The sequence below is a fragment of the Bacillus sp. SA1-12 genome (assembly GCF_000981385.1).
Classification (GTDB): Bacteria; Bacillota; Bacilli; order Bacillales; family Bacillaceae; genus Metabacillus.
Genome location: NZ_LATZ01000005.1, coordinates 156,144 through 179,753 on the forward strand (window position 1 = coordinate 156,144; position 23,610 = coordinate 179,753).

Here is a 23,610-nt window from a genome sequence, read left to right on the forward strand (position 1 = left end):
GGTCTTGATAGGACAAGTGGTTCAGCTTTTTTATATCTTTTGTAAATTTATCGATGTGGTCTTCGTCTAAACTTCTAAATAGATTAGTTCATAAATGCTCATGATTCAATGATGATTAGCTAGCTGCTGATCATCATTCAAGTATAGTAAACGTTTGTATCCTTAAAACAGAGCCAATTGCATCTAAAAATCTATTTTCCCCCGTAATAGTAATAATGTTGACCGAGCTGTTGTTTTTTTGCATTAAGGACAACACCTAGATATTTCCCATTTGCATCTACAAGCATATCTTTAGCTTTCTGGGCTAAATCAATCTCTGTTTTTCCACTATGAATAACCAGAACAGTTCCGTCACACTTATTCGCTAGAATTTGAGCATCTGTCACAGCTAAAATGGGCGGTGTATCAAAAATAACAAAATCAAAATGTTCCTTTACACTGTCCAACAAATCATTCATCGCCTCAGATTCTAATAATTCTGCAGGATTTGGCGGGATCGGACCACAGGACAATACAAATAAATTTTCATTTTCTGTTGACTGTATTGCTTGGTCGATTGATGCTTCTTTTGATAGAACATTGATTAAACCAACAATATTTTCTACACGAAATGTATAATGAACAGTAGGTTTTCTCATATCAGCATCAATCACCAAAACCTTCTTACCTTGTTGGGCGAAAACAACAGCTAAATTCGCAACTGTTGTGGATTTTCCTTCCATTGGATTTGATGAAGTTACCATTAATGTTTTAATTTTTTGATCAACTGTAGAATATTGTATATTCGTCCGAATGGTTCGATACTGTTCTGAAACTGGGGATTTCGGATTAGTCATAGTAATTAAGTTTCGGGAAAGATTTCTTAGTTGAGACCCAAATTTCTTACGCGCCATGAGATTCCCCCCCAACTCTTTGTTTTACCATTTTTGAAGAACTTGCTTTTCCATTTTCTTCTTCACTTTTAATCAATATTATCGATCCCAATACTGGGGAATCTAAATACTTCTCAACATCTTGTTCATTTTTTACCGTGTTATCTAATGCATTTAGCAAAAAGGCTATTCCTGTTCCTGCCATTAGACCTACAACAAATGCAATAGCCGTGTTAAGTGCAGGATTTGGTTTAACCTGAATTCCTAATTCAGCCTTTGATAGAATATTAACGTTATCAACATTCATAATAGTAACCAGTTCACGTTGAAAAACAGATGCTACTGTATTTGCAATATCCCTAGCTAAAGCAGGATCAGTATCATTTACCGTAACCAATAAAATTTGTGATTCGTTTTTCGTTGTGACCGTTATTTGCTCAGTTAAATCTCGGTCTAAACCTAATTCATTTGCAACTTCCTCTAAAATAACAGGACTTTTAATAATCTCGTTATACGTATTAATGATTTGTGTATTCATTGAAATATCGTTTGGATTGATGACGTTCTGTTCTGACTTAGGTTTAACGAGAAGTTGTGTAGTAGTCTGGTAGACGGGTGTTAAGACGAAGTAGCTTATTATTCCACATGTGATCGTTGCTATAAACGTTGTGATAATGATGATCCAGATGCGTTTTTTTATAATTTGCAGCAACTCTCGCAAACTTATTTCTTCTTCTATTGCTTCCTTCATTGTTACCTCCAAATATCTATATAAATTTTTATCCTTAGTACTTTTGTCCAACTTACGAAAAAATACCAACAGTTGTAATTATAACGATTTCGTTACAGCATTTCTACAATATATTACACTTAATAATTGCCATTTTTTCTCCTACCATATTTCGACAAGAATTAAAACGTTTCCATCGTTATATCTATTATATTTATCATTTATCATGATAAGAAATTTGTCGAAAATTTATTATTTTAGAGTCTCTGGTTTAATTGAATGTTACATTCATGTTACAAAAAATTATTATAGATTATAACAGACACAATCGTTTTAAGAGCCTATCATTATCCGAAAACAGCTCCTTTTCTAAATATAAAATGTATTACTAGTCATAAGGGAAATTTCATGAATTGATAGAGAAACTTCTTCAGGATGGAGGAAGAGACTGAACAAAAAAGGAGATGTGTTTCACTAAATTTACAACCCTACTTTTTTAAATTAAAAAGGTTTATTTAATTATACCGTTCGTAATGAAAAGCGAAGGAGAAAAGTCTGAATTAGATCATTGCTCTTTCTCTCCTTCGCATAAATAAAATTATACTACAAGTATTACCAGATATTTTAATTTTTCCAATTTTATTATCCCTAAAGTCCAATATTCAATAAATATCATAATTGACCAACATCAACACAATATAGATTCTTATTTTAACTCTTATTATGAGGATGACAAAATATCATTCAACACATCATATGAAGGTTTAGGTTGATAGTTTCGATCAAAGATCAGTGGATAATCATCTGTTTCCGTTTGTTTTGGTATCCAGCTATGCTTATCCGTAAATCCCCACATAACTAACGCTTTGCAATTATTAGCAGATAAACATGTGGAAAGGATGTCACCATATATTCCAGATTGCTTATCGAGCTTTTCTTGAAAGGTCAGCTCCGTTCGATCCTGTAGTTTTATATCCAGTTCTGTTATATGTACCTGCAGGTTTGATTTAGCCAATCGTTTCATGTTTTCTTGGGTACTTTTAAAATCATACTCATTATTGATTGTTGTGTGCATTTGAAAACCAACGCCGTGGACAGGAACACCTTTGCTTTTTATATTGTTGATATGTTCATAGATAGCCGTCGATTTTTTATTTACTTCTTCATTATCATAGTCGTTATAAAATAGCAGCGCATCAGGATCTGCTTCATGTGCCCATTTAAAAGCTAGTTTAATATATTCCGGACCTAGCTTGCGCAGCCAAAAATTATCTCGATACTCACCATCTTCTGTAAAAGCTTCGTTCACAACATCCCATGCAAATACTTTGCCGCGATAATGAGTGACCACGGTTTTGATATGAGATTTAAGGATCTCACGCACTTCTTCCTTTGAATAATTTCCTTCCGTAAGCCATTTTGGAAGAGACCGATGGACTAACGTATGCCCTCTTACCTTTATATTGTTTTCATTTGCGAATTCGACAATTGCGTCTGCTTCCGTAAAATCATAAACGTACGGTTCAGGATGGATCGTACTGAATTTCATTTCATTTTCGATTGTAATGACATTAAATTCTTCTTTTATCTTTTCCCTGTAGTCCTCTTCCTTCATTAATGGATCATATCTTACAGCAGAACCGATTAAAAAATCATTCTTTTCCGCTTCTGCTTTTAATGGATCTTTACCAGATATAAAGGTGAAGAAGAAAATAGCACCAATCCCTATTAATACAAAGATGATCGGAAAAAACTTATTTTTCCGTAACTTCCAATACCTTTTTCGGAAATAACTATTTCGTATGATAGTATCACCCCCTATTAATCGTTTTGCATAAATATCAGTTTCCATTTAGAAAGTAAAAAGCGCTAAAGAGCGCTTTTTACTTTTTATATAGAGACAATTGAACTTAATTAGCAGACGCATAACAAAGCTCTTCAATTTCATCCCAGTTCATCATGACTCGGACGATATCCTCTTCGATAAGCTCACTGCCGCTTTGAACCTCAATCAGCTCTAAATCCGTCACGGCCTTAAGGGCATGATACTCGCCTTTGTTAATTTGAATGACGTCATTCGGCCGAACCACGCTCATCTTGCCATTCAAAACAAGGACACCTTCTCCTTTTACAATCGTCCATACTTCACTCCGTTGATGATGGAACTGATAACTGAGATTTTTGCCAGCTTTAACGCCAATTCTCTTCGTAAGAACTTCGTTTCCTCCGTCAAACTTACTATGATCAAGAACTTTATACCAACCCCAGCGACGCTCTTCATACATCGGACGATCGACGAGATTGGCTACCACTTCTTTTACACGGGGACTTGCGCTTTTTTCAGTTACCAGGATTCCATCAGGACTTGCCGCTACTACGACATTTGATAATCCCATGACCACAACCGGAATATCCAACTCATTAATTAAATGGGTGTTATCACATTCCGGACTAATTTGGCCTTTTCCAATTAATCCAGCGGCCATTTCTTCTGTCAGCGTATTCCACGTTCCTAAATCCTTCCAATATCCGTCATAAGGAAGAACGACAATTTTCTCCGCCTTTTCCACAACCTCATAGTCAAAGCTGATTTTTGGCAATTCCCCATACCCTTCAAGCAACTCATCGTAGTTGGTTGGAAGGCCTTTTTCTTTTAGAAGGTTGATGATGTATTCCAGTTTAAAAGAAAACACGCCGCAATTCCAAAGCGCTCCATCCTCCATTAACTCTGCCGCATGGCTCTCTTTTGGCTTTTCGACAAAGCGATTAACAACCCGATAATCATTCGTTTGTGTATGAGCTTCAGGAACAATGTACCCATATTTTTCAGATGGGAAGGTTGGCTGTACACCCATTAACGCAATATCAGCTTGACTTGAGTTTAGTGCTTCTTCCATGTCCAGCATTCTTTCAAAAAACGATGCCTCAACAAAAGGGTCTACAGGTAAAACAGAAACGACTTCATCTAAGGAAGCATTTTTCACACTATACAGGTAGGAAGCAGCAAGAACAATGGCAGGAAACGTATCCCTTCTCACAGGCTCAATCACTAAGTCTGCCTGACTATTTAATTGGCTTTGAATCATATCGACTTGGGATTTGCTCGTGGCAATAATGGTTGAATCCGCAAGACCTACTGTATTCAGCTGCCCCCAAACTCGTTGAACCATTGATTCTAATTGCTGCTGTTCATTTTTTAACACCTTTAAAAATTGTTTGGACCTGGCATTATTTGAAAGCGGCCATAATCGGCTTCCGCTCCCGCCGGATAATAGAATCAATTTCATGCATATTCACCAGCCTGTTTAATATAGTGGGCAATATCATTTAATAGATCACGCTTATTGCTGACATATTGATTAAACGTTTGAGTTTTCAAGCCTTCAATTTTATCGATGATATGTTCATCCTCTTTTAAAACGGTCAGGTAGCCTTTTTCCTCAAAGGTTAAGCAAATATCAAGCTGATGGTCATCAACATGCTCTTTAAATTTTGCTAAACGAGGAACAGCGATAACCTTCTTTTTCGCTTCAAGCGATTTAATAATACTGGAGGTGCCGCCGTGTGTAATCACAATATCAGCCTCATTGATGTAATTAACAAAAAGATCGCTGTCCATAAAGCTTTGGGAAAGAACCCCGCTTAGCTCACATTTTGTATAGCCATTTTGAATCACAATGTCGCCCTTATACGTTTTTCTAAGTTCTTTCACCTGATCAACAATCCGATTTAATGGAAATCTCTGCGTTCCTAATGTAATAAATATCAATATAATCTTCCTTTATAAACGGTATTTGGTATTTTATGTGATAGTTCATTCCACTGAACATAAAATCGATTGGCGAATTTGCTGCTGATTTTACCCGTTATGGTCAGATTATTGATTTTGGCAAGACTCTCAATATAAATGACCTTTGTCCCGAATAATTTAGCCAGGACAATCACCGGCAATGTGGCGCCTGCCCCCGTACTTAGCAAAAAGTCAGGCTTTACTTTTCTTAAAACGTTAAAGGCTGTAAAGATGTTTTTGATAAATTTAAAGATAAAAAATTTATCCTTACGATCTTGTTGAACAAAATAAAACACATCTTTAACATTTAGGAATTTATTTTCAAAAGGGCTTTTCTCAATTAATACGTAGCGATCTGTCTCTTTTCCAACATTTAATTCGTTGACTAATACCTTTAATTGCTCTAAATGTCCACCCGTAGAAGAGGTAAATAGAATTTTCATAGATTATATTCTCCTCTCAACTGCAGTAACTTCACGTTCCACATGTTTATTTTTTCTTCTCGAACTTCACTTAATTCCTTCGTTAGCTTTTTATAATCGTCCAAGTAGTGCTTAATGCTGATATTCATATGCTCGGGCTGATTATCCGTAAAGATAAATCCACTTGGATATAGCTTCCTCAAGGTTTTCGTATCAGAGAGAATAACTGGTCTTCCAAAGGACAAACTTTCCGTCGAAACACTTAATTGAATATTTTCATTCTTTGTTAAGCCCATCACAACATCTGCATGCAAGAACAAATACTTGTATTCCTCAGCGCTTATGAAACCTGAGAATGTAATATTCTTTGGAATCTCCCTGTCACCTAACAGCTTGAACGCTTTATTTTTGTTCCCCGTTAAAATTAAATGAAGATCCGGATTCATTTTCGCTAATTCCACCAGCTCAAAAATCGGTTCATCCGGGTTATATGAACAAGGGATAAGGACGTTTGTTTTGCCTTCCTTCAAGAAATCTGAATGGTTTAAACCTAAAATAGTCGTTCGATGCTTTTCTGCCGGCGGATCTGGCAGCACTTCGATTAACTTCGTCGTTACCTTTCCTGTACTTGTGATTTCGTTAAAATAGTCCTCGTTATGCACAATGATCAGATCTGAATATTTATTCATAATCTTCCATATAAAAGGGAGCTTTCCCCAGTTGCCCCTTGTTGCTCCATTATGCATATCTAGGATGATTTTTGCTCTTTTATTAAACATCTTAATAAAAGGGATCAGATAGATGATTAAATTAGGAGGAAGCTGGATAATAAACGTATCAGATTTTGATTTCAAGATAATATTCAGGGATTTGATAAGACTAGACATATACCGAACAAGTATTGATTGATCCGAGTGAATATAATGGATATTACAATCATCTAGGTAGCTTGCTAATCGCTCCGCTCTAGATTGATATTTCCCCCATATGATAAATTCCATATTAAATACTCCTTAATTTTTTTATTGTTCTAGACACCAAGAGTGTGAATCTTATTAAAATAAATAGTTCAACAATATAGAAAGAAACAATGGCGCCTAGTACACCCCATAAATAGATAAATAGGAAGCCCATTATGATTGATAGGATGGCTGCATATCTCTGAATGATTGATTTCTGCTCAACTGTATCCTCATTTATTAATAAGGCTCCAAACCCATTGATTAAAATCCGGACTGGTACGAAAAAGATCATGATGGAAAAATAAATACTTGCGTCTAGCAAATCATCCCCATACGCCAGCTGAATAATCTCCTGGCCAAAAAAACTAATGATCGAAATGGGAATGACTGATAACAAAGCTAACAAGATCGTCGTTTTCCTGAAAGCTGCAAAATAATCATACCGATAGTTTCGGTGAATCTTTGGAAGCATATAGGTTTGAAAATAAAGAAGCAGAAAAACACTTGCTACATTCATAAAATTAAACACCGCAGAGTAATAGGCTGCTTCTGTATCCATTTGTAATAGACCAAAAAGGATAATATTCACCTGGAAATAAATCTGGTAGTAGATGCTTGCCCCTGCGTATGGCACCGTAAAGGTAAAAGCCGATTTCACATCGGTTATAACCGAATCATGGAAGTTGTTGCGTTTTTTCTTTAAATCTCTAAAGGAAACGATCGAAATATAAATAGAAAATAGCGATAGAACACCAGCAAGCGTTAAAAAATCCAAGCCTTTAAAAGGAAGGTAGATTAAGAGAGCAGCTGCCACCAATCTGGCAAATTGCTGGTAAAATCGTAATAAGCTCAACGGGACCATCTGATCGTTGATCTGAAAAACAGCCTCTGTAACAGGGGTGAAGATCCTAGTAACTAAAAGAACAATCGAAAAGGCCAATAGAATAAAAGTTACATCATCGACAACAGTGAAAAAGAAAAGACTGAATATAGCAACAGAACACAAGCTTGTCATCATCAGCAAGGTAAAAATAGGTTTGATCGATTGTGTAAGATTAAATTTGTTATAGATTCTTAGAAGATTGGGACCAATCCCAAATGAACCGATCGTACCGAAAATAATAATCGCGGTTAAAATGACATTTAAGGTCCCGAACTCCTGGACCGTTACATTCTTTGCCAGAATGACCTGATAGAAAAACCCTGATAGGACTGACAAGAGCTGAAATAAATAGAGAAAAATCAGTTTCATGTAAATAACACTACTTTTACATGCTGACTGCGAACTTCATCAACATAATATTGAATCTTCGGTGAGTAATTTAAGGCTTCGCATGGAAGATTTGCTTCTTCCGCAATAACGGCAACATGCAATCTTGACGTAAAGACAAAGCATGATTCACAAATGACCTTCATCTTTTCATTCATGTCCGTACTCTTGTTGTAAACGACATCCAAATCCGTTTTTTCCTTCAACAAATCATATAGGGTTTGATTGATGTCAGCGTCAAAATAGGAATCGACATCAAACATCACGATTTTCTTTAATCCTTTTTCCTTCGCCAGCTTCAAAATGTAATCAACCACATAATTTGGGTCATTCCATTCTTTGCAGTCGTACCTCTTTAAATCTCTCCATCCTAATGCTAGATATGGTTCCTCACGATTCACTGTGAATTTTTCCTGTTTAATAATGTTCCCGATTGACTTAATCGCTAAGTCATCTTCCTTTACAATTCGCTTTTTATTATTAGTGAATTTTTTAGCTCTGCTAAACGATTGTTCATCTCTTACGGAAATTTCATCAGCAATCGATAATAAAACCTTCGTTTTGAAAATCCTTGATTTTCGCTTTAAATTTCCAATCCCAATTGCTTTATACTTCACCTTTTTTCCTAAAAGCTTCGCCATGACCATATATTTAAAGAAGCCATCGCCATCCTCATCAGTAAAGCAAGTGCCACCGCCAAATATGACTTCTTTTGATTGCATAATAAAGCGAAGAGCGAAGGTGATTTTAGCGAATTTCCCGTCAGGCCATGTTAAAAACGTGATGTTTTTGTCTTGCCCTGGCAGAGGGTTATCTTTAAATTGAATGACCTGTGTTTTTTCATTCGTATCGTTTTCCAATAACGTCTTCAGCATTAAATCATCACCCAGATTTAACATGCCGTAATAGCCTAAGTAGGTTTTACTCATTTTGCTCACCCTCATCGTATCTAAGCTGATACGCTAAAATTAAAATGATTGTCATGAAATACATGTTTTGATTATGGTACATCGCCCAGCCGAACATACAATAAATAAACGATATCCCGATCGTCACGAGCAGGGTAAATGCCAGCAGCCGCTGCTTACCAAGGCGGATGCTATTGATTAAAATCGCCAAAATAGAAAGAACCAATATCGCGATGCTTAAGAAATGCAGAATGCCGCCCTCTACCAGCATAAGGATAAAGAAGTTATGCACCGGATGCTCATAGGCAAAGCCCGTACCGCGTGAGGAGATCACATCTGTATATGCATTAAGACCGGTACCAAAGATCATATTCTTGGCAGATTCACCAAAAATAGAGAGTGCTAACACATTCAAGTCGCTTCGGTAAAAGATTTGGTAAATAAAATCGCTATTCAGAAACCGTTCCACAATTCCCAGCTTAGACAGGGTATAGACAAACACACCCGTAACAGGGATGATGGAAAATAACACAATCAACACACTCGATTTTTTAAACCTTTTCTGTCCGATGACATGAAAAAGAAACAAGACTCCGATCGCAAACAACGTAATAAAAAGAGAGGTTCTCGATGACGTCAGGATAATCAGCACCATTGTGAAAAGAAAGATGATGAACCTCATTTTTTTAAAGCTATATTTCCTGTCCGAAAGGAAGAAATACACCTGCAACGGAATCGTGAGAGAGAGAAACAGCCCCATAATCCCTGGATGGGAAAGAGTTCCGCTCACTCCTTTTTCAGATTCATCGATGAGTGATGTTGCCCGAAACGGCTCATAGCTCTCTCCTAAAATTCGAAATCCTGCATAGCTATCTGTCACATACTGGATGAGACTGATGAGCGTTTCAACAGGAACAAGAATCATCAACCCATAAATCATATAGGTCAAATTTAACTGCAGCCGGTTCTTTAGAAGAATGACAGCCAAAAAGAATAAACAAATATACCTCAACAACACATATAAGGAAGCGAAGGTATTTTCGGATAAGAAGGTAGAGAGCAGCGCTGTCCCAAAGAAAAAGATCCATAAAACCGTCATCTTTAATGAATCTTTATCTTTTTCTAAAGTTAGCTCCTCTGTTTTAACAAAATAATTCCACACAACAATCATAAAAATGATCAACTGAAAGTGATTAATCACAACAGCTGCTCGTAAGCCTCCCACATGCGTGCCGCCAAATCCGAGCCCCTCTGCAATGATTGGGTACTCGATATTAAAAGCGAGTGTGGCAAACAAGATACCGTAAAGAAAGGTTTTCTTTTTTGAAATTATAAAGACAAGCAGCATCACCAAGCCTACAATGCTTAGCATTAAAAAATATTTCTCTAGCTGCAGTTTATTAAGCACGACCAAAAGCAAATAAATAACAGGTATGATTAATACATATAAGAAATTGTATAGCTTGCGATTCGCATAAACATTCATCAATAAGCATTTCCTTTTATTAATGTAATAACTGTCATAAAGACGATCTTGATATCAAAGAGGATCGATCTCTTTTTAATGTAAGTAAGATCTAATTCCACCATTTCCTCAAAACCGACACTGTTTCTAACCGTAGCCTGCCATAGGCCTGTACACCCCGGCTTTACCAGCAGCCGTTGCTTGTGATAATCGTTATACTCGGCTACCTCTCTTGGCAGAGGGGGGCGAGGCCCCACCAAGCTCATGCTGCCATTTAAGACATTAAAAAATTGAGGAAGCTCATCAATAGAGGTTTTCCTAATGATTTTTCCGACCTTTGTAATCCTAGGGTCATCTTTCATCTTAAACATGGCGCCATCTACCTCATTTTGTGCCAAAAGCTTCTCTAACCGTGCTTCTGCATCATGCACCATTGAGCGGAACTTATACATTTTAAATTCCTTCCCGTTATGGCCTACTCTAGCTTGGGAAAACAGGATTTTCCCTTTTGGATCTTCCAGCTTGATTAAGAGTCCAACGATCAAAAAAAGCGGCAGGCAGATGATAATCCCTATAAGAGAACCGACGATATCAATCAATCTCTTCCATCTTTCATAGGATTGAGTGCTGGCTAATTTACTTTTAATAGATGGATCGATATATGAAATAGCTGTTGCTGAAGACTCCCTCATTTTTTCTCCACCTCTACTTAAACTTCTTGCTTGCGGAATTTGCTTTCTTCCAGAAGCTTTTCCATGAATGTGAAGATCTCTTCACCCAGCTCATCGTTATTCAAGGCAAATTCAATCGTCGTCTTCACAAATCCCATCTTCTCGCCTACGTCATAGCGAATTCCTTCAAAATCAAAGGCATACACATCTTGCATTTTATTTAATTCTTGAATCGCATCTGTCAATTGGACTTCCCCGCCGGCACCTAATTCTTGCTTCTCTAAAAAGCTGAAAATGTCAGGAGTCAGGATATAGCGTCCCATGATCGCAAGGTTTGATGGCGCTGTTCCAGGAGCAGGCTTTTCAATAAAGTTATTAACTTGATAACGTCTTCCTTCAATGGTTTTTGGATCAACAATCCCATAGCGGTGGGTTTGGTTATCTTCTACTGTTTGAACGCCAATCACAGAAGAGCCCGTGTTCTCATACTCGTCCATTAATTGCTTCAAGCATGGCGTGTCACTCACAACAATATCGTCGCCAAGTAAAACAGCAAATGGTTCATTGCCAATAAATTGTCTTGCACACAATACCGCATGGCCTAAACCTTTTGGTTCTTTTTGACGGATATAGTGAATGTTTGCTAGATTACTGGAATGTCTTACTTTCTCAAGTAAGTCTGTTTTGCCTTTTTCAGATAAGTTTCTTTCAAGCTCCGGCGCCACATCAAAATGATCTTCAATGGCACGTTTTCCCTTACCCGTTACGATGATAATATCCTCAATCCCTGCAGCGATCGCTTCTTCTACGATGTATTGAATCGTTGGCTTATCTAGAATCGGAAGCATTTCCTTTGGCATTGCTTTTGTCGCTGGTAAAAATCGAGTTCCTAATCCTGCAGCTGGAATAATGGCTTTTCTCACTTTTGTCATGTTCAATTCCTCCTATTTATTCAACACTTAGTAGATTTAAAGAGTTAATAGACGGTCTACCCATTGAGTAATATTCAACTTCATAGTCTTTGATTATCGAAAGGTCATAGCAATTACGACCGTCAAAAATAACAGGAGTTTTCATCAATTCCTTAAATACTCCAATATCAAGGTCCTTGATTTCATTCCATTCCGTTAAGATTAATGCCGCGTCAGCGCCTTGGAGGGCTTCGAGCGCACTAGAAACATAGATGATATTCGGATCTAATACATTTTTGGCATTATCCATTGCAACAGGATCATACGCAACGACGTTTGCTCCTTTTACAAGCAGCTCTTTTGTGATGACGATGGATGGCGCTTCTCTCATGTCATCTGTGTTAGGCTTAAAGGCTAATCCTAATACAGCAATTTTCTTTCCTTCTAAATGATCGAAGCGATCTTTCAGCTTTTCAAAGAGAATTTCCTGCTGCCTTTGGTTAACACGAATGACTCCCTTTAATAACTCAAAGTCATATTCAACATTGCCGGCAATTTGAACAAGTGCTTTTGTATCTTTAGGGAAGCAGGATCCTCCATAACCTATCCCGGCATTTAGGAATTGAGAGCCAATTCGTCCATCCTGTCCCATTCCATTGGCAACATCCTCAACATTTGCTCCCAGCTTTTCGCATATATTCGAAATTTCATTGATAAAACTAATCTTTGTCGCAAGAAACGCATTGGCTGCATATTTAATCATCTCAGCACTGCGGATATCTGTTTTCATGATCGGAATACCAAATGGTTTATTTATTTCCTCGATGATCGTTGCAGCTGCTTCATTTTCAGCGCCAACAACAATTCTGTCCCCATTAAAAGAATCGTAGATAGCAGATCCTTCCCGTAAAAACTCTGGGTTTGATACGACATCTACTTTTACCGGATGAACAAGATGCTGTTCAATCACTGATTTGATCCAATCATTTGTTCCAACAGGTACGGTGCTTTTCGTGACGACAACGACATCTTTTTGCACATGTGCAGCAATATCCTTTGCTACCTGTTCAACATATGTAAGATTAGCTGAACCATCCGCTTTTTCCGGAGTACCTACCGCAATGTAGATTACATCTGCCTCATGAAAGCCTTCATCATGATTGGTTGTAAAAAATAGGCGTTGTTCTTGAATATTTTTTTTCATCAATTCATCAAGACCTGGTTCATAAATGGGAGAGATCCCTTCACGCATCTTATTTACTTTGACCTGGTCAATATCGATACATGTTACTTGATGACCTATCTCAGATAAACAAGTACCAGTCACTAAACCAACATAACCAGTTCCAACTACGGCAATTTTCATATTCGTTCACCTTTTTCTAAAGTTTTAAATGTATTAGGTTAAAAATTGCTTTTACAAATTCAACAAAAGGAAATAGATACAAGAGTGCTTACCCATTCAGGATTTTCAACCAAAGATTGATTCATTCTCACTGTTCACCCTAAACAATTCAGAATATTCAGACATAATTCGACATGAACCTGCTAATTTTCACGGGATAATCGCGGTAGCAGGAAATCAAGATCCATCTAGCAGCCATTTTATTAGAAAAGCCCTAAAAATTTCTTCTGCCTGATCTTACTTGGTTCTTGTCTGTACACTACCTGCCCTTGTGTAAGGAGTTCCGCATTTTCTTGAAAGTAGTAAACAGCTTGTATGCCAAATTCCTTTTCAATTTCTGAGATCGATTCCAGAACCTTAAAGCTTCTGGTTGAAACATTATGGGCATCAGAGGAAATAAAGTGTGTCAAATTCGCCTCGATCAATTTCATTGAAAACTTTTGAATTTTCTTTCCGAAATGCCCGGTAATACTCCCAGCCGTCACCTGTGTCAGCGCGCCTTTTTTTACTAGATTCAGCAAGAGATCAGGATTTTCCATCACTTCTGCATTTCTCTCAGGGTGAACAATAACTGGGGTCAGACCCTTCATCTGAAGATCAAACAAAAGCTTTTCCGTATACCTGGGAACATGCCCGGAAGGCAATTCAATAAATAAATAATTTGTTTGATTGAGAGGAAGAATTTCCCCCATTTCTAAATCCTCCAGAAGCTCACCATAAATGCGCGTCTCCTGGCCTGGTAAAACCTCTAAGGGAATATTTTCTTTTTGAAGGATTTGATTAAGCTCAACTACCCCTTTTAAAATATTCTGCTTTGTATTACGATACTTACCATTTTGATGATGGGGAGTCGCAATGATCTTGGTGATTCCTTCTTCGACTGCCAGTTTTGCCATATTAATGGCATCCTGGACAGAATGGGCTCCATCGTCCACACCAGGTAAAATATGACTGTGGATATCGATCACCTTACTCACCTCCAAGGAAAATTCATTTCATTCTTTTCCCTATCCCATGCGGAGTTATTTTCCCCCGTAGTAATAATAATACTGACTATCCTGTGCCTTCTTGTTGTTTAAGACAACGCCAAGAATTTTTGCTTTCGCACTTTGAAGAAGTTCCTTTGCTTTCTTCGCAGAATCTACTTCTGTTTTTCCGGCACTCGTAACCAATACCACGCCATCTGTGACATTCGACAAGACTTGGGCATCAGTAACAGCTAATACAGGCGGTGAGTCCAGAATGATCACATCAAACTCCTGTTTAGCCTCCTCCAACATGGACTTCATTCCTTTTGAACCTAGAAGCTCGGAAGGATTTGGCGGAATTGGACCGCTTGTTAAGACAAACAAATTCTCTTGTGAAGTCGTTTGAATCGCTTCAACCAGCGTTTCTTGTTTTGTTAGGACATTTGATAGACCAATATAATTTTCTTTATTAAACGTGTAATGAACGGTTGGTTTACGAAGATCCGCATCAATCATTAACACCTTTTTCCCTTGCTGGGCAAAGACAACTGCTAGATTTGCTGTAGTTGTTGATTTCCCTTCCGCTGGTCCGGCAGAGGTGACAATGATTGTTTTTAACTCCTCATCAACACTTGTAAATTGAATATTCGTACGAATGGTCCGAAATTGCTCCGCAATTGGTGATTTTGGATTTGAAAGAGAAATTAAACTTCTGTTTTGGGATATAAATACTTTATTTTTGTCTTTACGAGCCAACTGACTCACCTCTCGTTCTGATTACAGTAGATTGGCTAACCTTTTCAGCTGATTCGCCATCCATATTAATCACCGTAACCGCACCTAATACTGGAAGGCCTAACTGATTTTCAATATCTTGCTCTGATTTAATCGTGTTATCTAAATACTCAAGTAAAAATGCCAGTCCGACTCCTACCATGACGCCTACAACTAAAGCAATCGCCATGTTGAGAATTGGCTGAGGCTTGATTGGTGATACGTCTTCACCAACTTGGGCTTGAGTTAAAATATTGACGTTATCAACGTTCATAATCTTTGTAATTTCCGTCTTAAAAATAGCTGCAATGGAATTTGCAATAGCTGCTGCTTGTTGCGGATCCTCATGCTCAACTGCAATATTGACAACCTGTGAATTTTCTTCACTTGAAACCGTCACGATTTCGTTTAGTTCATCAATAGTCATCGGTAACTTCTCTTGAGCAATGACTTTATCTAAAATAGCTGGACTCTTGATAATGACGTTATAAGTATTAATAAGTTGGAGATTCGTTTGAACCTCATTTGGACTATACACTTGCTGATCGGTTTTTGCTTGATTGACTAGAAGCTGTGTTGATGACTCATAAACAGGCGTTAAAAGAAAATAACTAACAACACCGCTTGTTGAGGTAGCTATAGCTGCAATAATGAGAATGAGTGAGAGACGTTTCTTTAAAGTTAGAAACAGCTCCTTCAAGCTAATTGTTTCTTCCATGATAACCTCCATCATTTTTGTCAATTTCGTTCTAGCAGTAGTAGCTAAATACAAAAATTGTCGAACTAATCTTACTATTGTTACAAAATGTGACGTAATTAGGAATGTTTCTCAATAGCTCCACCTTACGTGACTAATTCTACCATTTTTTTTTGCAATTTCTTTGGGTCATTAAGACCAATTTCATTGAACAGTAAATCTGGGGCTTGAATTGTAAAGGAATCAAAGGGAGGGACTAATTGCATAAAAGCATTCTTCCATTTCATGCTTTAGTACCCTATCAATTGTAAGCGTTGCCGTTTTATCGCTTGCAATTTTGGGAAATAGCCGTAGATATGCGATATTTCCTGGCTTTTCTGGTATTTATTTTATATAAATAGCTATAGGAGTTTTCTATATGTAATTTCGTATTTTTCCTCTAAAAATCATCCAAGATTTGTTTATTGCTTTATTTATATATAGTCTAATGGTGATAATTCAATTTAATTTTTGTAGTACAAAGGGTTCGATTTTTTTAGGTTTTATGTACTAAAGATTTAGGATTTTTTACAAATTTTGTAATATTACATTTTAGTAAAAGACGGTAAAGAATCTGATTATTTTTACAATTCGGATTGGAAATGTAGTTTTAAGTGTTCTTTTGTTTTATTTTGTGTTTTTATTATTTGTATGGATGGTATTGGGATGGGTAGAAGTGTTTAGGGTGTGGGGTGTGGCTATGTAGCTAGGGAGATTTGGTAACCAATGAATGTTTATTAAATATATCTTTTTTTATGGAAAACATGCTGAAACTGGAATTATTATAATTGAATTAAATTATTTTTTAATTCTTAGGGATTTAATTATCTTTGAGAAATGGATAGAAGAGTCTTAACTATCAGATCTTTACTAAAGATGTCAGTGTGGATCTTGTCATCATTAAGTTGAAGTATTATAAAATATGAGGGAATGACAGATCTTCTAGTCATTATTATGTATTTGAGGTAGACTTAAGATTTATTATTTCTAAAAATATTATATTTTCAATATGTATAGTTACTATCCTTCATAGAGATTGGATTTTTCTCTTACATTTCTTAAATGATACTACTCTTTGTATGTATTAAAACAGCTTAGAAATACCGTATATAATTATAATCCATAAGATTAATGATACACCTACTCCCCATAATACACCCTTTATGAAATTACCTCTCACGCTAATGATACCTCCTAAAAGGTTTGTTTTAAATTTAAGAACAAAGCAAAAATACAGATCAATAGACAGACTTTTGAACTAATTTACCATCCTTACCATATTCCGTTGCTACTCTATTTTACCATGCTCTTAATCAGATAAAAAACCTAATAATTATATCTTCCTAATAAACTTTATATCCAAATGCCTGTTATCTTTTAAAATTAAATGATTTAATAGGTGCATTGTACTTTCAAACTGCTAAGCTTATTATAAAAATAGATTGATTTTCTCATCCTACTATGGAATCTGCAAGAATACATTTTTAAATAGAATACTTCCATCTAAAAAGATGCAAAATCCTATAACTATTTATTAATTTGAACAATGATTTAGAATAATAAAAGGAAGTTAGGTATTTTAAAATATGCGTTATAACAATTCAGGAGTATTGTATACGGGATGTTTCATTAAGATATTTAATAAAGATAAGGTGGATAACATATCTTAAATATATTCTTGTATATACTTGGTACTTTTTATAGAAAGAAATAAACTAAAAAAGTCTATGAGGGAGTTTTGGACTTTGAAAAGAAAAGTAAATATAATTTTACATATCTTTATCAATTTTTCCTTTTTAAAGTATGTGGTACTCGACATTATTTTACGAAGGAGAAAAGGTGAAAAGATTTCTGCTGCCTTTTCTTCTTCGTACACTATTTGCCTGATTTCTTGATTAGATATATTTATTTTAGGATCATCATCGTCCTTAGCATTTCTTAATATAAGCTGTAATCAATAAAATTTAATGAATTAATCTTAAGATATCTTCAGCAATTTCTTTAATAACATTACTTTGATTTTTTTGATATTTTGTATTTAGGAATTTATTATTATCATTCAATACTAAATCTTTAAAGTCACTTCCACTAATTGTCTTAGCAAGATTTTTTGCCTTTAAATAATCAATTGTATTCTGATCCTCTCTCATTCCTTCTCTTTCAATAATTAACAATGGCACATCTGCTGCGACAGCTTCACCTACTGTCCCCCACCCAGCCTTGGTTATAACTAAATCACAGGCAGCTATGTAGTTTTGGGTTTCTAAATAATCGTTTGGTATTTTTGAAACATTTGGATGCTCGATGTTTAAATTGGAAGAAATGATAAAATGAGTATTTGAACTTTTCCATATTGGTAGGTTTTGTAGTTCATTAAGCTCCATTTTCATACCTAGCCCTAAAAATACTATTCTTTTTTCCCATCCAATTTTTGAACGAATATGATTTATTTCCTTAATGTTTATTTCTCTAGAGTAAAAACCATAATTTTTAGTTGTTTTGTTTGTCCATTTCATTTCATTACTTCCTGCTAGAGCAAAGAAAAAATCCATTTTGTGATAGGAGGCTTTAAGAGGAGCAAGGATTTCTAAAGGTACTAAATCTAAAAAAGCAGTATGCCAGGTGAAATTTGAAATACCTAATGAAGGTACTTCTATTTGTTCAGCCACTTCAAAAGCTAGTGGTGAGATATCAGAGATGATAAGATCTATTTTTTCTTTTTCTAACCTATTAATTTCTGAATTAATTAAATTTGGTAATGCCTCTAAATACCTTTCGACTTCTACTACTTGTTTATTTTGATCAGGTTCAATCGATCCTTCTTTTAAAAAATATCCGATATCAGTGGATAATTCAAAAAAGGTGACATTTTTATGTGAAAGAGACTTTTTTAGAAAATCCAGTGCAAACTGGTTTACAACTTCAATTTCAACATAAGGGTTTTGCCTAAGTAATTCCCTAATAACGGCTATACTCCTTGCAGCATGGCCGTACCCATATTCTGAGATATAATAAACAATCTTTTTCATATTTTCCTCACCTATGTAAAAGAGGAGAGCAATTGCTCCCCTTATAAAATTACTTTCGAATTCGTTTCTTTGAAATGGTTTAAGACTTCATCCCAAGTATAATACAAACGAGTAAAGTCTTCATCACTAATTCCTATACCGTTGTATATTTAAAAATGCTCTTATGCGGTCTGTAGCAAATTGTGTCCTCTCTATCCTTACTACTTCGAGAAGGATGGTTTTTATATTGCCCAGTTAACAAAAGGAAAAATCAATGTAACAACTCTCTCGGAAAAATATGGTCTAAACAAATATTTTAGCCCCATCAAACAAAGGAGGAGGTACGCTAAAGATGCCTCCTTACTATATAAATACTTAAATTACTCTCTTAATTCTGTTCAAAACACTAATCCTAGTTTACAAATTCGCCATCTAGTTAGAATTCATAACTCCTGATCTACTCCATTTACTTAAAGGAAGAGGTTTTGTCCAACCTTTTCCCTCCTCAATCTTTCCTTTATCTGTCGTAAATACAAGGGATAAAGTATTATCTTTTACACCATTTAGATGTATTGCTAATTTCTTAATATCATTATTATCACCTTGGCCTATTGGATTTGGGGAACCTGGCAATGGCTTAGCATTCATTATATTAAAATACCCCTGTGCCGGCGAAAAGATATGAGCATACAGCCTTTTTCCTGACTGGAGCAATGTTGCAGTTTTTTTATCCTTACTTATCTCTATTTTTGATTTTGTATGCATAAACCAGTACACTTCGGAAGGTGCCTTAAGTTTTAGTTCATCCTGTATTACTACTATCGTACGGCCCTCTGTTAAAGCCATCCCTCTCCTAACAGAAACGGCATCTCTTTCATAAGCACTACTCATATCTATTATTGTAAACCCCTGTTGGGCAGTAGAGCTAAAATCCGTAATTGTTGCGCTCGCCTTAATATTTTGATCTGGTCCATTTTTAGGATTCACAACAAGAGTGTTCTGTCCCTCTGCCCTCTTGCGGTAATAATTCCACCTACCAGAATTCATATCAAAATAACCAGGTAAATTGTAGTTATCTGCTCCAAGTTCATCTGCCCATTGTACTCCTGATGATCCAATCACAAAATCTCCAATATCAAGATCACCATGATTTGCTTGATTATTCCCTGCGTGGATCCCAACAAAGGTTGTATCACTTTTCCAATCACTACGCATCGTTACTATACCAGTTTCAGAATTCATAAAAACCCTATCCAAAGGAAGACTAGGTATATCTGATTCAGTCTTATTTTGCTTTCTATACCAAATTAAGTTCATTGGATGATTACCTTTTAAAGCAAAATAAAAAAAATCTAAATTTTTATATTTATTGGCAAACCAAAACATCTGTGGCTCTGTTGATGCAATATTTGATCCTGCATCCCCTATTTTGAAAGAGTTTTTCATCCCTCGCAAATAAATCGGGTAATAACCCGTCTCTGAAATTCCTTCCATACTAGATAGTCCATAATCAGTACCAATTGCAGAATCTAGTGAAGATAAAAAGTAAGCCATATAAATAGTTGCATAGCTCCAATATGAAATTCCTTCCGGCACCCCCCCATCTGGTGTATATACCGATAAGGATTTTCTAATAGATTCTATCGCATATTGTAAAACCTCGCCTGAAAGAGCTTCTGTTTCAGATGACTCGTCAGCAATAGCTAGTGCACCCATACCTATACCTGCATTACAAACTGTATTCCAATTATTTGATTCATACTTCCAAAACGTAGAAATTTTTAAAGGATTCGCAGTTCCTCTATATACCTCAAGTGCAGGTTGAAGTCCTTTCTTAATCATAGCTGTACGCAATATTTCCTTTTGTTTAATTGACAAAAAATCATAAAGCCAATCATAACCAATAGCCACAGCAGTCGTCATCTCTGCTGTATCTAAAAAATGTGTCGGATTCCAGTTTGGAAATTGCTTATCGTCAGTAACCGTACTTAGTTCTTTCCACGCACGTTTCGCATACCTGTAATCACCAGTTAATCTATACATCATTGCTAAACTAATCGTTCTCTTTAGAACTTTTTTGCTAATAGGTAGTAATCGTTTACCATTTGTAATTTCATACTTCACAGTAGGTTCTTGTAATATTCTATCTGTTTCAAGTTGGAGGCTAATATACCATCTTTCTAAGTTCTTATCTGTTTTTAATCCGTTTAAAGTCTGCATCAGTTGCCATTAAGCGAGGATGTTCTTTATTAGGGGAATTCTTTTTTAATCCTTTAATAATTTCTTGACCAATTGGGAATATTTTGTGTGATACTTTATGCTTGGATTGTGGTATTTTCTCTTCTGATCGCAAGCATCCACTAAGGATTAAACACAAAGAAATAATTAAATAAAGATTCTTTTTAAAAAATCTTAATTCAAAGTGCATCTTAATCCCCCTATATGTACTTGATAATTAAAAATATCATTATTACTTACACATACAGCACCAATTTGATGACAGGACTTTGCTTTATTTAGTAATTAACTCATGCATGAAATAGCAACATATTTTTAGTTTTATACTAACATTATAAATTTGCTTTTTAACATTAAGCCACTACGGCTGTGTTGCTCCTCTAAAGGCATAGATATAGCTCTTATATTTACAAATCAGCCTATAAACTCTCCTCTATATCAAACTGTAGTATACAAAATACACGGACAAAAAATGTACTTTTTAGGTTATTACTCATATTTGGAGAAACTACGAAAGGGGTTTAAAATAGTAAATTAATCTTTCACTATTTATTAAAATTCAGGACAAAAGTGAGTATGGGAACCACTCTAACTTTTCCTTGATTTGTACATTTTTTGAGTTTTCACCAAAAAATGCGTAAGAATTATTTTATAGTAAATAAATACATTCTTAGAATAGCACTTATAACATTGACAAAATCATTATATTTAACAATGTACTTTTATCTGTTGTAGCACCATCGAGTACTATCTAAACAGGTTCTTTTAATTGATAAACATGTCTTTTAACACTAATAAGGCAGGCACCTCTATGCGTGCATGAATGCCTGCCTGTTTTATTATTGTGTTGGTAATTCAAAATGTTCATGTAAATCCTTAAATAACTTTTTAATTTATTTCATTAGAACTGCTTTTCAGTTTATTAATCAATAATATACCTCATATATAACCTAATTCCTTTTCTACCCAGTCTCGTTCCTGACTACTAACAAGAGAAAAAAGTAATCCATTCTACTAGAAAAGTTAGCAAACCGAGTTGCATGACCATAGCCATAATCTGAAATATAATTTTCATAATTACGACTCTTTAACTATTAAACAATAACTTGTGCTTGAGAGTTATAGTAATGCTGTAAAATTTCATTCCAATTCGTATATAAACGTACAAAATCAGTATCTACCACTTCACGCCCTGTTTGTACTTCAATAAATTCTAGCTCTGAAATTGCACGAATTGCATGCTTTCTGCCAACTGAAATATGAATAATATCTCCTGCTTTTACTCGACGTATATTATCATCGAGGATAAGTTCTCCCTCTCCACGTACAATTGTCCACACTTCATTGCGTAGATTATGATAATGATAGGTAGAGTTTTTCGCTTCATGGATGCAAATACGTCTAGTTACCATCTCTTCATTTTCATATTTTGCATAATCAAGTACCTTTGACCAACCCCAAATCCGCTCTTCATACATAGGCGGTTGATCAAATCCTCCGATTAAATCTTTAATCTTCGGACTAGAGGCTTTGTCCGCTACAAGAATACCATCAGGACTAGCAGCTACCACTACATCAGATAAACCTACTACTGTAACAGGAATTTCTAACTCATTTACTAAGTGTGTGTTGTTAGAATTTTCACAAATGATCCCTTTTCCCATTTGGGAAGTAGCCATCTCCTCTGTAAGGGTGTTCCAAGTCCCTAAATCTTTCCAATATCCTTCGTATGGCAATGCCACAATACGTTTTGCTTTCTCTACTACTTCATAATCAAAGCTAATTTTTGGAAGAGAACTATAGTTGTAGGAAAGTGCATTATACGTAATAGGGAGATTCTTTCCCTCTAAAATATCTATTATATATCGAAGTTTAAACGCAAATACCCCACAGTTCCACAGAGCATTCTGTTCAATTAGAGTTACCGCTTTCTCTTCACTAGGTTTTTCCGTAAAGCGGTCAACAAGGAAATATTCATTAATGTTAGCTTCAGTTGTAGGTACAATATATCCATACTTAGAAGAAGGATAGGTTGGCGTTACACCCATAAGAGCTAAATCAGCGTTTGAGTAGGTGAGTACCTCGTCTAGAAGTTTCACTCTCTCAAAGAAACTATCATGTACATATGGATCAACTGGCAGCACAATTACAGTCTCATCTAGGTTCGCATTTTGTTCAGAAAATAGAAAAGAACTTGCAAGTGCAATCGCCGGAAATGTATCTCTTCTTTCAGGTTCTACAATTAACGGGACTTCACTTCCTAATTGGTTATGGATCATCTCTGTTTGTGTTTTAGATGTAGCAATTACAGAGGAATCTGCTAACCCTACAGATTCTAATTGACTCCACACTCGCTGTACCATAGATTGACGTGCTCCTTCTTCATTTTCCAAAACCTTTAGAAATTGTTTAGAGCGTGTGTCATTGGATAACGGCCAAAGGCGTTTACCGGAACCCCCAGAAAGTAATACAAGTTTCAT

21 protein-coding genes are annotated in these 23,610 nt (G+C 35.8%); all 21 read right to left on the bottom strand.

Going from position 1 to position 23,610, the window contains the following annotated elements; translation table 11 throughout:
* Window positions 1–191: 191 nt before the first annotated feature.
* On the bottom strand, window positions 192–893 hold the full coding sequence (locus WQ54_RS05230; RefSeq protein ID WP_046513054.1) for a CpsD/CapB family tyrosine-protein kinase: 702 nt from the start codon (window positions 891–893) through the stop codon (window positions 192–194).
* Window positions 883–1,623 (bottom strand): YveK family protein, encoded by a 741-nt coding sequence (locus WQ54_RS05235; RefSeq protein WP_231597454.1) that lies wholly within the window; start codon window positions 1,621–1,623, stop codon window positions 883–885. Before WQ54_RS05235 ends, WQ54_RS05230 begins: the two co-directional genes overlap by 11 nt.
* A gap of 700 nt (window positions 1,624–2,323) precedes the next feature.
* Window positions 2,324–3,454 carry an endo-1,4-beta-xylanase gene (locus WQ54_RS05240; RefSeq protein WP_052737673.1) on the bottom strand — a complete coding sequence of 377 codons (1,131 nt, stop codon included), beginning with the start codon at window positions 3,452–3,454 and terminating at the stop codon, window positions 2,324–2,326.
* 58 nt (window positions 3,455–3,512) lie between these two features.
* Window positions 3,513–4,889, bottom strand: coding sequence for a sugar phosphate nucleotidyltransferase (locus WQ54_RS05245; protein ID WP_046513057.1), 1,377 nt, complete (start codon window positions 4,887–4,889; stop codon window positions 3,513–3,515).
* On the bottom strand, window positions 4,886–5,371 hold the full coding sequence (pssE, locus tag WQ54_RS05250) for a PssE/Cps14G family polysaccharide biosynthesis glycosyltransferase (RefSeq protein ID WP_046513060.1): 486 nt from the start codon (window positions 5,369–5,371) through the stop codon (window positions 4,886–4,888). Before pssE ends, WQ54_RS05245 begins: the two co-directional genes overlap by 4 nt.
* Window positions 5,368–5,835, bottom strand: a complete 468-nt coding sequence (pssD, locus tag WQ54_RS05255; protein ID WP_046513064.1) for a PssD/Cps14F family polysaccharide biosynthesis glycosyltransferase — start codon at window positions 5,833–5,835, stop codon at window positions 5,368–5,370. Before pssD ends, pssE begins: the two co-directional genes overlap by 4 nt.
* Window positions 5,832–6,815, bottom strand: a complete 984-nt coding sequence (locus tag WQ54_RS05260) for a glycosyltransferase (RefSeq protein WP_046513067.1) — start codon at window positions 6,813–6,815, stop codon at window positions 5,832–5,834. The genes pssD and WQ54_RS05260 overlap by 4 nt, the downstream gene beginning before the upstream one ends.
* Before the next feature lies 1 nt (window position 6,816).
* Entirely contained in the window at window positions 6,817–8,028 is a 1,212-nt protein-coding gene (locus WQ54_RS05265) for an oligosaccharide flippase family protein (RefSeq protein WP_046513070.1), read from the bottom strand.
* Window positions 8,025–8,975 carry a polysaccharide pyruvyl transferase family protein gene (locus WQ54_RS05270; protein WP_046513073.1) on the bottom strand — a complete coding sequence of 317 codons (951 nt, stop codon included), beginning with the start codon at window positions 8,973–8,975 and terminating at the stop codon, window positions 8,025–8,027. The genes WQ54_RS05265 and WQ54_RS05270 overlap by 4 nt, the downstream gene beginning before the upstream one ends.
* Window positions 8,968–10,440 carry an O-antigen ligase gene (locus tag WQ54_RS05275; RefSeq protein ID WP_046513076.1) on the bottom strand — a complete coding sequence of 491 codons (1,473 nt, stop codon included), beginning with the start codon at window positions 10,438–10,440 and terminating at the stop codon, window positions 8,968–8,970. Before WQ54_RS05275 ends, WQ54_RS05270 begins: the two co-directional genes overlap by 8 nt.
* Window positions 10,440–11,111, bottom strand: coding sequence for a sugar transferase (locus tag WQ54_RS05280; RefSeq protein WP_052737674.1), 672 nt, complete (start codon window positions 11,109–11,111; stop codon window positions 10,440–10,442). Before WQ54_RS05280 ends, WQ54_RS05275 begins: the two co-directional genes overlap by 1 nt.
* A 17-nt stretch (window positions 11,112–11,128) precedes the next feature.
* Window positions 11,129–12,022, bottom strand: coding sequence for a UTP--glucose-1-phosphate uridylyltransferase GalU (gene galU, locus WQ54_RS05285; RefSeq protein WP_046513079.1), 894 nt, complete (start codon window positions 12,020–12,022; stop codon window positions 11,129–11,131).
* Window positions 12,023–12,038: 16 nt separating this feature from the next.
* Window positions 12,039–13,367: a UDP-glucose/GDP-mannose dehydrogenase family protein gene (locus WQ54_RS05290; protein ID WP_046513082.1), complete on the bottom strand. Its 1,329-nt coding sequence runs from the start codon at window positions 13,365–13,367 to the stop codon at window positions 12,039–12,041.
* A 242-nt stretch (window positions 13,368–13,609) separates the two neighbouring features.
* Complete coding sequence (locus WQ54_RS05295; protein WP_046513084.1) at window positions 13,610–14,374, bottom strand: tyrosine-protein phosphatase; 765 nt, start codon at window positions 14,372–14,374, stop codon at window positions 13,610–13,612.
* Between the two features lie 54 nt (window positions 14,375–14,428).
* The gene (locus WQ54_RS05300; RefSeq protein WP_046513087.1) at window positions 14,429–15,130 is read right to left on the bottom strand and encodes a CpsD/CapB family tyrosine-protein kinase; all 702 of its coding nucleotides are present in this window, start codon (window positions 15,128–15,130) and stop codon (window positions 14,429–14,431) included.
* On the bottom strand, window positions 15,120–15,866 hold the full coding sequence (locus tag WQ54_RS05305) for a YveK family protein (protein WP_046513089.1): 747 nt from the start codon (window positions 15,864–15,866) through the stop codon (window positions 15,120–15,122). The genes WQ54_RS05300 and WQ54_RS05305 overlap by 11 nt, the downstream gene beginning before the upstream one ends.
* A 125-nt stretch (window positions 15,867–15,991) precedes the next feature.
* Window positions 15,992–16,132 (bottom strand): hypothetical protein, encoded by a 141-nt coding sequence (locus WQ54_RS33415; protein ID WP_156177733.1) that lies wholly within the window; start codon window positions 16,130–16,132, stop codon window positions 15,992–15,994.
* 1,716 nt (window positions 16,133–17,848) lie between these two features.
* Window positions 17,849–18,913: a glycosyltransferase family protein gene (locus WQ54_RS05310; RefSeq protein WP_046513090.1), complete on the bottom strand. Its 1,065-nt coding sequence runs from the start codon at window positions 18,911–18,913 to the stop codon at window positions 17,849–17,851.
* Window positions 18,914–19,324: 411 nt separating this feature from the next.
* Entirely contained in the window at window positions 19,325–21,112 is a 1,788-nt protein-coding gene (locus tag WQ54_RS05315; RefSeq protein ID WP_046513092.1) for a DUF4962 domain-containing protein, read from the bottom strand.
* Window positions 21,081–21,320: a hypothetical protein gene (locus WQ54_RS05320; RefSeq protein WP_046513095.1), complete on the bottom strand. Its 240-nt coding sequence runs from the start codon at window positions 21,318–21,320 to the stop codon at window positions 21,081–21,083. The genes WQ54_RS05315 and WQ54_RS05320 overlap by 32 nt, the downstream gene beginning before the upstream one ends.
* Before the next feature lie 904 nt (window positions 21,321–22,224).
* Window positions 22,225–23,610 (bottom strand): sugar phosphate nucleotidyltransferase, encoded by a 1,386-nt coding sequence (locus tag WQ54_RS05325; RefSeq protein ID WP_046513098.1) that lies wholly within the window; start codon window positions 23,608–23,610, stop codon window positions 22,225–22,227.